This window comes from Jutongia sp. SJQ-6 (assembly GCF_054161275.1).
Map to the genome: position 1 here is coordinate 3,011,178 of NZ_CP195314.1, position 15,205 is coordinate 3,026,382.

The 15,205-nt window shown below is 42.9% G+C and carries 13 protein-coding genes; 11 read left to right on the forward strand and 2 right to left on the reverse strand.

Features of this window, described 5'->3' with window-relative positions; translation table 11 throughout:
• Positions 1-9 precede the first annotated feature (9 nt).
• Positions 10-990: a 6-phosphofructokinase gene (gene pfkA, locus ACSAJE_RS13435; RefSeq protein ID WP_458009350.1), complete on the forward strand. Its 981-nt coding sequence runs from the start codon at positions 10-12 to the stop codon at positions 988-990.
• 60 nt (positions 991-1,050) lie between these two features.
• The gene (locus ACSAJE_RS13440) at positions 1,051-1,290 is read left to right on the forward strand and encodes a hypothetical protein (protein ID WP_118506736.1); all 240 of its coding nucleotides are present in this window, start codon (positions 1,051-1,053) and stop codon (positions 1,288-1,290) included.
• 99 nt (positions 1,291-1,389) lie between these two features.
• Here the strand turns inward: ACSAJE_RS13440 and ACSAJE_RS13445 are convergent, their stop codons facing one another.
• The gene (locus ACSAJE_RS13445) at positions 1,390-3,642 is read right to left on the reverse strand and encodes a DNA gyrase/topoisomerase IV subunit A (protein WP_458009351.1); all 2,253 of its coding nucleotides are present in this window, start codon (positions 3,640-3,642) and stop codon (positions 1,390-1,392) included.
• Positions 3,643-3,663: 21 nt separating this feature from the next.
• Positions 3,664-5,628 (reverse strand): DNA gyrase/topoisomerase IV subunit B, encoded by a 1,965-nt coding sequence (locus ACSAJE_RS13450; RefSeq protein ID WP_458009352.1) that lies wholly within the window; start codon positions 5,626-5,628, stop codon positions 3,664-3,666.
• Between the two features lie 253 nt (positions 5,629-5,881).
• On the opposite strand from ACSAJE_RS13450, the gene ACSAJE_RS13455 reads away from it, so the two are divergent.
• The 9 genes from ACSAJE_RS13455 to ACSAJE_RS13495 all read left to right on the forward strand — a co-directional run bounded on the left by ACSAJE_RS13455 (position 5,882) and on the right by ACSAJE_RS13495 (position 15,175).
• Positions 5,882-7,150, forward strand: coding sequence for a diaminopimelate decarboxylase (locus ACSAJE_RS13455; protein WP_022025242.1), 1,269 nt, complete (start codon positions 5,882-5,884; stop codon positions 7,148-7,150).
• Positions 7,151-7,317: 167 nt separating this feature from the next.
• A complete protein-coding gene (gene flgM, locus ACSAJE_RS13460; protein WP_182448291.1) occupies positions 7,318-7,596 on the forward strand; it encodes a flagellar biosynthesis anti-sigma factor FlgM in 279 nt (92 codons plus the stop codon).
• A gap of 38 nt (positions 7,597-7,634) precedes the next feature.
• Positions 7,635-8,159 (forward strand): flagellar protein FlgN, encoded by a 525-nt coding sequence (locus ACSAJE_RS13465; RefSeq protein WP_458009353.1) that lies wholly within the window; start codon positions 7,635-7,637, stop codon positions 8,157-8,159.
• Between the two features lie 94 nt (positions 8,160-8,253).
• Positions 8,254-10,176 (forward strand): flagellar hook-associated protein FlgK, encoded by a 1,923-nt coding sequence (flgK, locus tag ACSAJE_RS13470; protein ID WP_458009354.1) that lies wholly within the window; start codon positions 8,254-8,256, stop codon positions 10,174-10,176.
• Positions 10,177-10,196: 20 nt separating this feature from the next.
• On the forward strand, positions 10,197-12,290 hold the full coding sequence (flgK, locus tag ACSAJE_RS13475) for a flagellar hook-associated protein FlgK (RefSeq protein WP_458009355.1): 2,094 nt from the start codon (positions 10,197-10,199) through the stop codon (positions 12,288-12,290).
• 29 nt (positions 12,291-12,319) lie between these two features.
• The gene (locus ACSAJE_RS13480; protein ID WP_458009356.1) at positions 12,320-13,849 is read left to right on the forward strand and encodes a flagellin N-terminal helical domain-containing protein; all 1,530 of its coding nucleotides are present in this window, start codon (positions 12,320-12,322) and stop codon (positions 13,847-13,849) included.
• Positions 13,850-13,962: 113 nt separating this feature from the next.
• Positions 13,963-14,394, forward strand: coding sequence for a flagellar assembly protein FliW (gene fliW / locus ACSAJE_RS13485; protein WP_458009357.1), 432 nt, complete (start codon positions 13,963-13,965; stop codon positions 14,392-14,394).
• A 22-nt stretch (positions 14,395-14,416) separates the two neighbouring features.
• Complete coding sequence (gene csrA / locus ACSAJE_RS13490; protein WP_118506730.1) at positions 14,417-14,638, forward strand: carbon storage regulator CsrA; 222 nt, start codon at positions 14,417-14,419, stop codon at positions 14,636-14,638.
• Between the two features lie 117 nt (positions 14,639-14,755).
• Positions 14,756-15,175, forward strand: coding sequence for a flagellar protein FlaG (locus ACSAJE_RS13495; protein ID WP_118690940.1), 420 nt, complete (start codon positions 14,756-14,758; stop codon positions 15,173-15,175).
• Positions 15,176-15,205 lie beyond the last annotated feature (30 nt).

Here is a 15,205-nt window from a genome sequence, read left to right on the forward strand (position 1 = left end):
GACTAGATAATGAGCAATGCAGTAAAAACGATTGGCGTATTGACGAGCGGTGGAGATGCACCGGGTATGAATGCAGCGATACGTGCGGTAGTACGTACCGGTATTGCGAATGGATTACATGTCAAAGGTATTCGTCGCGGTTTTGCAGGACTTTTGGAAGAAGATATTTTTGATATGTCATCACTCGATGTATCGGATATTATTCAGCTTGGCGGTACAATCCTTTATACAGCGCGTTGTCTGGAGTTTAAGAAATTAGAATATCAGATGAAGGGTGCTGATATCTGCCGCAAACACGGCATTGACGGAATTGTTGTTATTGGTGGAGATGGTTCCTTTAATGGTGCAAGCAGACTTTCTGAGCAGGGCATCAACACGATCGGTGTTCCGGGAACGATCGATCTTGATATTGCTTGTACGGAATATACGATTGGATTCGATACAGCGATCAACACAGCGATGGAGGCGATCGATCGCCTGCGTGACACATCGGAATCTCATGAGCGTTGCAGTATCGTCGAGGTAATGGGACGTACCGCAGGACACATTGCATTGTGGACCGGTATTGCCAGTGGTGCAGAGTACATTTTGACTACAGAGGAATATCATGGTGATATTCAGCGTATTATTACCAAGATTCAGGATCGCCGTAAGATGGGTAAGAAGAATCATATTATTGTTAATGCAGAAGGTATCGGCAATTCCAATGAGATGGCTAAGGTTATTGAGCTTGCTACCGGAGTAGAGACGAGAGCAACGATCCTAGGTCATATACAGCGTGGTGGCAATCCAACTTGCAAAGATCGTGTATATGCATCTGCAATGGGTGCCAGAGCGGTAGAATTGTTGTGTGAGGGTGCCAGCAACCGTGTTGTAGGATATCACAATGGTGAATTTAAGGATTACGATATTCAGGAAGCATTGGCAATGACGAAGGGATTGGATCCTTATTTGTTCCACATTATGAAGAAGCTGACAACCAGAGGTTAGTACGGCGGATCGTTTGTAACCAGCACATTAATTGCAATATAAGGAAAGAGGTATTGGCATATGAAGAAAATGATGAAATTTTTGATCGGGGCAGCAGCTACAGGCGCAGCGATTGCAGGAACATTCTATGTGATCGAAAAGTATTTCAACAAAGATGAGAGCGAAGATTTCGATGAGGAAGAGTTTGAAGATGTGTTCGCTGATGAGGTGGATGACAGAGAGTATGTTACCCTTGACATTGACGGCAACGAGATGGAAGGAAATGAGTCTGAGGAAGATGCGGAGGATGACGCAGAGTAATTTTCGGACAAATGATTCCGGTAAAGACAAAAGAATATTGTGAATAGGAAAATCCCCAACTGTTAAGATAATATCTAACGATTGGGGATTTTTTTACTTTTATTTGGTCCCGATTTGCGATTTCTGTCCCTTGGCAGCACGTTTGCGGCTGCGTATCTTCTTTGGATTGATCGCTTTGCCGTCAAAGTCTATGCGCTCCATATCCGGCGTAACAAAACCGGCATGCTTGACAAGATCATCACCGATCAAAGTGATACCCTTGACACCGCGGCTGGTTTTCTTGAGTTCGCCAACTTCGAGAAGCGGAAATCCCAAAGACAATCCTTGATCGGTAATTACAATTACTTTACGGTCTGCGTTGATCACATCTTCAATGCCTACCTGCTGTACGCATACAAGTTCATCACCTTCTGCCAGTTTTGTTGAGGCGATTGTCTGACGATTTGTTTCAAACTCGACACCGGATACCAGCTTGATAAAGCCGGCTCGCGTAATGAAGAGAAGCTGTGAATCAAACAATTCTTCAAAACTAATATAAAGGAGAGGCTCATCATTTTCCAGTTTACATAGGTTTTGGATCAGAACGCCTTTGTCCTTGGCACGTCCCTTCGGGATATTCATAGCTTTCACTTGATGCATATAACCGCCTTTGGTGAAGACACATAATTTATCAATATTGCGAAGCGGCACGATATGATGATATTCCTCCAAAGTATCCGGGGCAATGCGGGAGTAAGAGGAAGCGTCGACTGATTTCGTATAGCCGAAGCGGTCGATCAACACGTACAAGTCTTCTTCCTTGATCTCTTCGACATAATTAGCAGCCGTGATGTTGGCAAGCTCTGTATGACGAGGCGCGTTAAATTGTTTTTTGTAGGCTCTGAGACGATTTTTGATAACATCATGTAAAGCCTCTTTATCACCAAGTATTTTTTTGTATTCGGCAATATTTGCTAACAAGGTATCGTTTTCCTGATGCAGCTTGAGAAGTTCCAAGCCGACTAAACGGCTTAACGGCATTGCCAGAATGGCATCTGCCTGCGTTTCGGTAAAGTCCAGTGTTGCGGCCTGCTTTTCAGAAGCTTTGCTTCGGAAGCGGATATCCGTCGTAACACCATTTACAAGACAGCCCTTTGCCTGTTTAACGGAGGAACTGCCGCGCAGGATCTCGACGATCAAGTCGATCACATCGGTCGCTTTGATCAGTCCGGCAACAATTTCCAGACGCTTGTTCGCCTTGTTGAGCAGATGTGTATATTCTTTGGTGTAAAGTTCCTCCTGAAAGAATACAAATTCCTGGATCAGCGATTTGAGATCGAACGTGATCGGCTGCTTGTCTTTTACAGCAAGCATATTTACACCGTAGGTGTCTTCCATGGCAGTTTTTTTGTACAAGCCATTGAGAAGATTTTGTACATCACGGTCTTTCTTTACTTCGATCACCAGACGAATACCTTCTTTCGAGGACTCGTCGCGGACATCGTAAATTTCATCAAATACTTTGTCTTTCGTCAGGCTGACCAGATTTTCTAACAATTTCATTTTGTTGCCGGCTACCGTATACGGAATTTCCGTGATTACAATGTTTTGGCGGCCATAATCACTCTTTTCGATCACCGTTTTGGCACGAACCTTTAGTTTCCCCTCGCCTGTTTCATAAATATGTGCGATCTCATCTGCATTTGTAATGATCGCTCCGGTTGGGAAATCCGGTCCTTTAATGTATTTCATTAACCCATGGATCGTTATGTCCGGGTTTTTCATATAGGCGATCACACCATCAATGACCTCGGCTGGATTGTGCGGCGGCATATTAGTTGCCATACCTACGGCGATACCGGTTGTACCGTTGATCAACAGATTTGGCAGAGTGGCAGGAAGGACCAAAGGTTCCTTCTCGCTTTCATCAAAGTTTGGTCCAAATGGGACAAGCTGTTTGTCCAAATTATCCAACATTGTCATAGCGCCCGGAGAGAGGCGTGCCTCCGTATAACGCATGGCAGCAGCACTGTCACCGTCGATCGAGCCAAAGTTACCATGGCCGTCAACAAGTGGGATTGAGAGAGAATACTCTTCTGTCATATGTACCAATGCGTCATAGATCGAACTGTCGCCATGTGGATGATATTTACCCATGGTATCACCGACAATACGCGCGCTCTTTCGATGTGGCTTATCCGGAGCCAGACCGAGTTCAGTCATTGCATATAAGATACGGCGTTGTACCGGTTTTAATCCGTCCCGGACATCCGGCAACGCACGGGAAATAATAACACTTACAGCATAATCACGGTAAGAATTACGCATTTCCTCTGTAAAGTCTAATTGTATAATTGAATCCTTTTGTGACATGTTTTCACATTCCTCCTGATCTTAAATGTCGAGCGTTGCGTACTTGGCTTCTTCCATAATGAATTCACGGCGAGGTGGGACATTACTGCTCATTAAAGTTGTTGTGATATCGTCAGCTTCTACAGTATCGCTGATCGTTACCTGTGCAAGAATACGGCTTTCCGGATCCAGTGTAGTTTCCCAAAGCTGTTCTGCGTCCATTTCGCCGAGACCTTTGTAACGCTGGATGCCGATGATCTTATTTTCCTTGATCTTGCGGAATTTTTCCAGCTCAAAGTCATTAAATACATATTCGGAATACTTTTTCTTTCCACGTTTCTTTGGCTTGGCATCTGCTGGCGTTTTGCCGGAACCTGCCTTTTCGTAATCTACTTTATACAATGGTGGAAGACCACGGTATACTTTGCCGGAGTAGATCAATTCCGGCATAAAGCGATAGAAGAATGTGAGCAGCAGTGTGCTGATATGTGCACCATCGACATCGGCATCGGTTAAGATGATGATCTTATCATAGCGCAGTTTGGAAATATCAAATTCTTCACCGATTCCACAGCCAAAAGCGGCAATCATAGATTTGATCTCATTGTTTACTAATATTTTTTCTAAAGTTGCTTTTTCTACATTCAGTATTTTTCCGCGTAGAGGAAGAACTGCCTGTGTTTTGCGGTTTCTGGCTGTTTTAACCGTACCGCCGGCAGAATCACCCTCGACAATGTAAATCTCGCATTCCTCTGGCTTTTTGGAGGTGCAGGCGGCTAATTTGCTTTTAGTATCTACATCATTGAGCTGTTTTAGTGCGGCAGTGCGTGCTTTGTCACCGGCTTTGCGTGCATTATAGGACTTCATGGAGTTATCGAGAATTTTTTTCAATATATCTACATTTTTGTCTAAATAATGCTGTACTTCGGCACTGAATACTTCATCGACCGCCGTTTTTGCATCCGTGTTGCCAAGTTTTGTCTTGGTCTGACCTTCAAACTGTGGATCAGGGTGCTTGATCGAAATAATAGCGACAATGCCGTTACGGATGTCTTTTCCATCAAAGTTTTCATCCTTATCTTTGAGTACGCCAAGTTCCCTTGCATACTGGTTCATTACACGTGTCAGAGCTGTTTTAAAACCGGTCACCAACGTACCGCCATCGGCTACATTGATGCGGTTGCAGTAGGGATTGATCTGCTCAGAATAATTCGTGGTGTATTGGAATGCGATCTCTACCTCAATATCACCGCTTGTCCCTTCAATATAGATCGGCGTGTCATGAATTGGCGTTGCATCACGGTTGATATAGCTGACAAAGCTTTGAATGCCGTGCTCTTCCTGGTAGGTACGTTCTTCATTTTCGGCTTCATTATAATAGATCAACTTTAGATTTTTATTGAGATAAGCAATCTCTTTTAGTTTCTTTTTTATAATGTCCGGCTTAAATATGATCGTTTCAAAAATTTCCGGGTCCGGATAGAAAGTAACCTTCGTGCCGGTATCGGATTTGCGGCATTTACCTATGATCTCCAATTCACCATTAACGAGAGGCGAGACCGGATGACCGCCATCGGCATATTCATCGCGGTAGATCAAACCGTTGTGACGTACTTCTACGATCATATGCGTTGACAGTGCATTTACAACGGAAGAACCGACACCGTGCAGACCACCGGATACCTTATAGGCAGAATTGCCAAATTTACCGCCGGCATGCAGGATCGTATAGACGACACGGACTGTAGGGATTTTTTTGGTGGGATGCAGATCGACCGGAACACCGCGACCATTATCCTGAATGCAGATGCCACCATCCTTTTGCAGTGTGATATGTATTTCACTGCAATAACCGGCGAGATGCTCGTCGATAGCATTGTCGAGGATCTCCCAGATCAAATGATGCAGGCCACGTGATCCGGTGGAACCAATATACATACCGGGGCGTTTACGTACGGCCTCCAGTCCTTCTAATATTACTATATCTTTGCCAGTATATTCTGCCATAGTTACCTCATTTCCTGCCGCAGTGTATATTCTGCCGCATATAATCATCCGGTGCAAACGTCTGTTCGCTACCAAGCCCTTATTATACCATAAAATATAGAGAAAATGCAACTTGTAACACACCCCATCTACATTCTCCACCATATTGCAAAAATGGATGTCATTTGATATGATAAGAAAATGTAAATAATTCAAACTTCATACATCCGAAGTTAGAATACATAATATTTAAGAAAGAAGGCATCGAGTACCTATGAAAAAGACACCATTTGTTACGAAGGAACAGGTTGAAGAGATTGCAAAGACATATCCGACTCCGTTTTATCTGTATGATGAGAAGGGTATCCGCGAAAATGCACGCAAAATGAAGAAGGCATTTTCTTGGAACAAAGGTTTTCGTGAGTATTTTGCAGTTAAAGCAACCCCGAATCCATTTATTTTGAAGATCCTGCAGGAAGAAGGCTGTGGCACAGATTGTTCATCTCTTACTGAGTTGATGATGTCAGAAGCTTGTGGTTTTAAGGGATCGGACATCATGTTTTCTTCGAACGTAACACCAGCCAAAGAGTATCAGAAAGCAAAAGAACTGGGTGCGTTTATTAACCTGGATGACATTACTCACATTGACTTTTTGGAAGAGGTTGCCGGTATTCCGGAGACGATCTGCTGTCGTTATAATCCGGGTGGTGTATTCCAAATGGGTACCGATATTATGGATAATCCGGGTGATGCGAAATACGGCATGACCAAGGAACAGCTTATTGAAGCATTTAAGCGTTTGAAAAAGTTAGGTGCGAAGCGTTTTGGTATTCATTCTTTTTTGGCAAGTAATACCGTGACTAACGAATACTATCCGACATTGGCGGGCATTTTGTTTGAACTTGCCGTGGAAGTGCAGAAAGAGACGGGTGTGGAGATCGCATTTGTGAATTTATCTGGTGGAGTTGGCATTCCTTACACACCGGATAAGGAGCCAAATGACATTGCAGTGATCGGTGAAGGTGTCCGTCAGAAATTTGAGGAGATCATGGTTCCGGCAGGGCTTGGCGATGTTGCTATCTTTACAGAGCTTGGTCGTTTTATGTTAGCTCCTTATGGTGCACTGATCGCAAAGGCAATTCATGAAAAACATATTTACAAAGAGTATATTGGCTTGGATGCCTGTGCAGTAAACCTGATGCGTCCGGCAATGTATGGTGCATATCATCATATTACAGTCCTGGGCAAAGAAGATGCACCATGTGATCACAAATATGATGTCACCGGTTCACTTTGCGAGAATAACGACAAGTTTGCAGTAGACCGTATGCTTCCAAAGATTGATATGGGTGATTACCTGTTCATTCATGATGCAGGTGCGCATGGGTTTGCTATGGGGTACAATTATAATGGCAAATTAAAATCAGCAGAGTTGCTTTTACAGGAAGATGGAAGTGTCAAAATGATCCGTCGTGCTGAAACACCAAAAGATTATTTTGCAACCTTTGATTTTTGTGACATTCTTAAAAATGTTAAAGAGTGATCGATCGCTGAATGGTAAATGTTTTCTATATAAGAGGCGCTGCAGTAGGGCAGTGCCTCTTTTGAAATTTTGGAAAATTAATAACAAATGCTAAAGTAATCTTAAAAAAATCCGATACATATTATGTATGAAACACTGAAATGAGAGAGAAACAGGTGGTGATAACAATGAGAATTGATGCATTAAATCATGTAAGCCGACTTTATCAGCAGTCTAAGCCGACGAAGAATGTCCGCACTGAGAAGAAATATGCGAAAGACGAATTTCAGATTTCGCAGACAGCGAAGGATTATCAGATTGCAAAGCAGGCAGTGAAGGATACGGAAGATGTTCGTGAGGACAAGGTAAATAAGTACAAGGATGCGATTGCTTCCGGTACGTATAATGTATCTTCACAGGAGATTGCAGAAAAGATGGTGAGTAAATATTTTGATTCCTTATTTTAAGAACGGATTCTTGAAATAGGAGACAAGAGGGAGCAGATTTGGCAAGTTTGATTGATGACCTGACTGCCGTGTTGCAGCAGGAGATGGAAGTCTACCAGACACTGATTCCGATATCGGAACAGAAGACAGAAGTGTTGATCCGTGGAGATCTAAAGCGATTGCAAGAGATTACGGATCAAGAACAGGAATTGCTGGATCGGGCATCTGCGTACGGACATCGCAGAGAAGAGGTTCTGCACAATATGGGAATGGTGTTGAATCGTCCGGTGAAAGATTTAAGTCTTACCGGCCTGATCGAACTGCTGGGGAAACAGCCGGAAGAGCAGGAGCGGTTGGCGTTGTTGCACGACGAGTTGCAACAAACGATGAAACGCTTGGTAGATGTTAATACAAAGAATAAAAATTTAATAGAAAATTCCCTTGAAATGATTGAATTCAATATGAATTTTATTCAGAGTACACGGATGTCACCGGGAAATAATAATTACGACAAAAATGCGTCAGCCGCAGGAGGCGGAGTTGATGCCGGCTTTGGGACGGGGTCTTTCGACGCAAAGCAGTGATCGTCAGAGAAGTAGGAAGCTTTTCTGACATACTGTATTTTCCGAGTGGTATTCGTGCTTTTTATGTATAACGGAAAGAAAGAGAGAGTATCGTATGAGCTTATTTACCAGTTTTAATTCCGGTGTGTCCGGATTGAAGGCTTCGCAGGCGGGTATGAATACTGCGGCACACAATCTGGCCAATACCAAAACGACCGGATATACGAGACAACAGAATATATTGCGGGATACTTACTATTCCAACATCAAGGTGACAAGCCATGGGACGCAGCAGATTGGTTATGGAACTGCGGTTGCACAGGTTCGACAGATCCGCGATATTTTCTTGGATAAGGAATATCGTCTGGAAGTGAGTAGAGGAAACTTTTATGACAGACAGCTTACGACCAGTCAGGAGATTGAAGACATCTTAGGTGAGCTGGAAGGTGTTGAATTTCAAAATTCACTGCAGGATATATGGGATTCGTTACAGACCATTTCGACCGATCCGCAGAGTGTCGTGAATCGCGAACTGTTTTTATCCAATGCAGAGTCTTTTATTAAGAATGCAAAGGATGTTTATCAGACTTTGGTGGACTACCAGGTTAATTTGAATAAAGAGATCACGGCGCAGGTCGATAAGATCAATTCTATTGGAGAACAGATTTTGGATCTGAACAAGCGTATTCGCGAGGCGGAAGCGTCCGGATTGGAAAATGCGAATGACTACCGCGATGCCAGAAACCAGCTCCTTGATGAGCTGGCAGAGTATACTTATTATACATACAATGAGGATCATAACGGCAATGTGCGCGTCTTTATAGGCAATGCACCGTTAGTGAATGATGCGAGAAGTTACCACATGGGTGTTGAACGCATAAAACAGGAAGAATACAACGATGCGACACAGCAGTATGAAGTAAAATCAGTATCTGAAATGTATAATGTTACATGGCTCGACAATGGTTATAGTGATGTTTATGATATGGAGACAGCGTACTCTGCTGTGCGCAAGACAGATACCGGTTCCTTGCTAGGTATCTTGACAGCGAGAGGAAATGAGATCGCCAATTATAAAGATATTCCGGTACAGCCGGTCAAGTCTGATTATATCGATGATGCCGGCAACTTTGATGAAACAAGTTATTTGTTGGCTTGTAATGATTTCGAAGAAAAATTAGATAAATACAATAATACAACCGGCAATTCGATACTTACACAGATACAGGCACAGTTTGATCAGTTGATCCATGGATTGGTAACGATGATCAACGATGCATTTTGTCCGAACACCTCGCAGGATCTTACAGGAATTAGTGGCGTAGATGCAAACGGCAATGCTGTGAACTTGCAGAATGGCAAATACAAGATCCTAGATGTTGTAAATTGTGCAGTGGGTACTGATGATGATATGACGATCGGAACAGAAGTTTTCTCCCGCAAAGCAACGGATCGCTATCGGGTACTTACCATAGATGCACAGGTTTATGGAAAAGACGAGGAGGGCAATCAGATTCCGTTGGCGCAGGAAATTACAAATGCGGATGGATCTAAGTCTTATAAATTGTATGTATACAATGAGGAGGACGAAGAAGATGCCAATACGTTATATACTTTGCTGAATCTGGAAGTGAATCCGGATGTTATAGAAGATTATGCATTGCTTCCGGTGAAACTTAATCCGGAACTTGGAGAGACCGGCGGATACAATACAAAAGTATTTGAGGATATTCTTTCGAAATGGAATGAGAAGTTTGCCGCACTGGATCCCAACAATGAGACAACGTATACCTATGCGGAGTATTACCGCTCTATGGTCACGGCACTCGGTGCGAAGGGAAATACATGGCAGAGCATGGTCGACAACCAGCAAAAGCTGACCGAGAGTGTTGAGGATAAACGACAGCAGGTGATGGGCGTTTCCAGTGAAGAAGAAATGGTGGATCTGTTAAAATATCAGCACGCCTATAATGCAGCATCACGTTATATTTCAGTGATCGATGCGATGTTAGAGCATTTGATTGAACGACTTGGATAGAGCAGAAGGGGGAATGGAATATGCCATCAACTTTTTTTGGATTGAATATAGCAGTGTCCGGCATGTCGACATATAATGCCGGATTGACAACGACAGGACATAATATATCCAATGTAAAGACGAAAGGATACAGCAGACAGACAGTAGAGCAGTCGGCGAAGGAAGCTGTTTCGCTGCGCACCAGCTACGGAATGCTGGGTGCAGGTGTAGATGCCACAGCGATTCTCAGCAGCCGCGATGATTATTATGATGCCAAGTACCGCATCAGCAATACTACAGTAGGTAAATATTCAACAGAGTCCTTTTATTTGAGCAGCATTGAGGATTGTATCTATCCGAAAGAAGATTCGGAAGGAAGCATTACGAATTCTTTAGACAGCTTCTTTTCCTCTTTGAAATATTTGACAACCTCTTCTATGGATCAGACGATCCGTGCACAGGTGGCAGGATATGCGGATACGCTGTCTTATTATGTCAGAGATGCGGCAGTGAAGCTGCAGAATATGCAGGTAGATGTCAATACAGAGATTGAGACAACGGTAAAGCAGATCAATGCGTATGCAGCACAGATCGCTTCCTTAAATAAACAGATCAATACATTGGAAGTGTATGGCGACCGTGCAAATGATCTTCGTGATCAGAGAGCGGTTATTTTGGACAAATTGTCCGAATTAGCGGACATCAATGTGACAGAAAAAGCACCCGCAGATGGCAATGGAACGAATCAGTTTATTGTGACGCTGGGTGGAGGTATTTTGGTCGATACCACACGGTACAATACGATCAATGCAGAGGGATCTACGAACAAGGTAAGCCAGAATGATGTTGTTAATCTGTATCGGTTAGAGTGGAGTTATGGTCAGGAATTTGACATGTACAATACAACGCTTGGAGGCAAATTACAGGGGTTGATCGAGATGCGCGATGGCAACAATGCGGAAAATTTCAAAGCAACACTGACCGGATTGCAGAAGAATGATACAGCAAAGGGCGGTAAGAGTACATTAACGATCACGAGTGATCAATACAGCAGCGCCAACGCATCGAATTTATCCAAGCTGGATCTGCCGGCATCGGATGGAGTGTTAACGATCGGTAATGTGGATTACGAATATGAATCCTTTTCTGCAACAGTAGCTGCAGATGGTACATATACATATACATTTGTTTTGAAGGAGGAGTTAAGTGATGACGGGGTAACACGTCTGCAAAATATTATGCAGGATCCGAATCCTGAAAAGAGGCTTGCATCGGCAGGAGATTCTATCGCATTCCGTGGAATCCCGTATTATATGACGCAGCTTAATGAATTTGTCAGAACATTTTCTGCAAACTTTAATATGTTGCAAAATAAGGGCTATGATCTGGATGGCAAACTTGGAAAGGATTTGTTTGTAGCGGCTAACGTGACATCGAATCAACAGTTTCAGATGACAGAATTTTTGTATAATGCGGAAGATACATTTTACTATTATAACGGCTGTAAAGTGTTTGATTCTAACAAGCAGCAGGCTTATCGGGCAGATGGTTATCAGTTTGAAACTGTTGCAGGAGAAGCGAACTACTATAATCTGAAAGATAAAAATGGCAATATTGTAGAAAAAGTGTTCATTCCGGATGATGACAACAACATATTCTCGTTTCATTCATCAGAGTTGGGTAATACGGATGAGAATGCAGTATGCAGTTATTACAATATGTCGATCCTTAATTTTCATGCCAATGACGATATTGTTAAAAACGGCAGAATGTTGGCCTGCTCTGCAGAAAATACAGAGGGTCTGACCGGATGGGAAGAGTCCAAAAATCTCACAAAAATGTTGGCACTGCAGACCGATAATTCCATGTTTAAGCAGGGTGATCCGGGATCTTTCCTGAATGTATTATGCACTGCAGTACTTGGTGTAGATTCAGCACGTGTGACGGCAGCTACAGAAAATGCACAGAACATTTTGGATGCAGTGGATCATCGAAGAACTTCGATTTCCGGTGTAGATGAAGATGAAGAGGGCCAGAATTTGGTAATCTATCAAAATCTGTTACATTATCAATACCGTGTTTTGTCCGTAATGAACGAAGCATTGGATAAATTGATCAATGGCACTGCAGTATAATGGATGATCAGTAAATGGAGGGAATACCTATGCGAGTAACAAATTCAATGATTTCAAACAGATCACAGGTGCATATATCAAATGCAAAGAATAAAATGTTGACGGCAGAAGAGCAGTACACGACGATGAAGAAGATTCAACGTCCGTCAGAGGATCCGACGATCGCATCCCGTTCGCTGAAATTTCGCACAACAATGGCACAGTTGACACAATATGTTGAAAAAAATGTGCAGGATGCCATGGATTGGATGGATACGACAGAGGGAGCGATGAAAAAGGTAAGCTCTACGTTTACGGATATGGAAGGATATTTTAGCCAAGGTGCTAACAGTTATCCGGAATCAAAAGAGAGAACAGCGATACTGACACAGCTTAGACAGTACGCAACAGCAATCTTTGAGGATAATGCAAATGCGGACTACGCCGGACGATATATGTTTACCGGGTATCGCACGGACACATCGCTGTTGTTCCCGAACTCCAGTGATACATTAGAATATGAGATTACGGAGAAATTTAAATCGACAGATATTGATACGATCCGTAATGTAGAGTCTGATATTAAATATCAGGATGGCATGACGCAGGAAGAGTATGCTAAGTTAGAGGCAAAGGTGAACACCGGTTATCGCATACAGTTATCTTACAACAATTGTTCCAATCAGCCGATCACAGGCGGAAACAATGTATTTCGTATGTCACTCACCTATGGAAATACGACAGAAGAGTATTCGGTAGATAATGGTAAAGTTGGTGTGGTGTCTCAAAATGATGCGTATGCTTACGACATTGACCGGTACAATCAGGTGAACGGCACTAATTATGAAGCACTATATATATATGATGCCGGAGAAATTGCGCTAGGTAAGACTTTGTATGGTACGATTCAGGAGAAAGAGGCTGATTTTTCAATTGATTATACCAAGAATAAATTCGAAAAAAGTGATATTCGCCCGGAGATGTATTTTAAGTGTGATCGCTACGATACAGTATCCATGAAGAACACTTACTTTGCAGATCCAAGTGATCAAAATATTAATTATGAGGTCAATTTCAGTCAGACATTGACAGTAAATACGCAGGCAAAAGATGCGTTTGATACAGAAATTTATCGTTGCTTAGATTATATTGAGCGTGTGATCGGCGATGTGACGGATGTAGAAAACCGTATTGCAGATGTAGAGAAGAAGATAGCAAATACGTCTGATCAAGATGAAATTGCATCGTTAGGTACCTTAAAAACATCGTTGGAAAATGAGCAGCAGCTTCGCGTCAGTATCATGAATGAAGCCTTTGGACGCGGTCTTACTATGGTGAACAAATGTGAGGCAACCTTAAATGTTGCGGTAGCTGAACTTGGAGCCAAGTACAATCGCTTGCAGATGACACAGGATCGTCTTTCGGATGAAAAGACAGATACGGAGGAAAAATTATCGAACAACGAAGATATGGATATCGCAGATGCTGTGATCGGCTTGACACAGGCAGACAATCTGTATCAGGCATCATTATCGGCTACGGCAAAAATATTGGGTAATTCATTGTTAGATTATATCTAGAATAGAACATGGCAATTCCTGCAGGGAGGTTTCAGGCAGCAGGATCAGCAAATAAATGTAAGGTGTCAAAAGAGTTTGGCACCTTACTGATTATCAACGAGGAGGATGCACAGATGAAGATTCAAACAAGATATTTTGGGGAAGTAGAAATCGGCGATGAAAAGATCGTACATTTTGATAAGGGGCTGTTTGGTTTTGAAGAATACAAGGATTACACGATCCTTTACGATATCGATGGGGAGGAACCGCCGTTTTTCTCATGGTTGCAGTCAACAACGGAGCCGGGACTGGCATTTCCAATCGTAAATCCACAGCGGGTAGATGAACAGTACAATCCGATCGTTGAGGATGCATTATTAGAGCCTGTTGGCGAGATCAAGGAAGATGATCTGGTTGTATTTTTGTTGGCAACGGTACCGGCAGATGTGAAACGCACATCGGTAAACAAAAAGGCGCCATTGATCATTAATGCGGGAACGCGTAAGGGCGTGCAGATCGTTGCTGAAAATACAGATTATGAGGTGAAACACTTTATTTTGCAGTAATACATGGAGAGGAGACAAAATTATGCTGGCGTTAGCAAGAAAAGTAAATGAATCCATTATGATTGGAAATGATATAGAGATCACAGTGTTGGAGATTAAAGGCGATCAGATTAAACTGGGTGTGAAAGCTCCTAAATCCGTGCCGATCTATCGCAAAGAATTGTATGTACAGATTCAGGAAGAGAATAAACAGGCAGGAAGTGCCGTGGATGTAGAAGCACTGAAAGGATTGTTTCAGAAATAACATGCCGAACGGTTAATTTATTTTCGGAAAATCCGATATATTATATAGAAAGCGGGTACAGGATGTGCCAAGACGCTTAAGGGACTTGCAGAGTATAGCACACGGAGGTGTAAGAAAATGGATATGGATGTTATAAGTGGAGTAAACAGGACTACGGAAAGTGCATCGCCGGATGTAACCCGTGTAGATGCAGGTAAGGCGGTTGCCGTACAGAAGACAACGGCAGCACCAAGTAATGTTACAGGACAGACAACAGGGCAGACAAGTGGACAGGAGTCTGATGCAAAGCAGGGAATGCCATTTGATGGGAAGGATCCTGCTAAGAGTACAATAGATTCTGCGGTTTCCAGTGCAAATAATCGCATGGTGAGTACCCGATGCGAGTACTCGTATGATGAGGCAACCAAGCGAGTGTCGATCAAAGTGTTTGATAAAACAAGCGATAAGCTGATTCGCGAAGTGCCGCCGGAAGAGTCTTTGGAAATGCTTCAGAAGATGTGGGAGTTGGCTGGTTTGATCGTGGATGAAAAGCGCTAATGGTAAAAATCAGAATGTAAATAATTACAT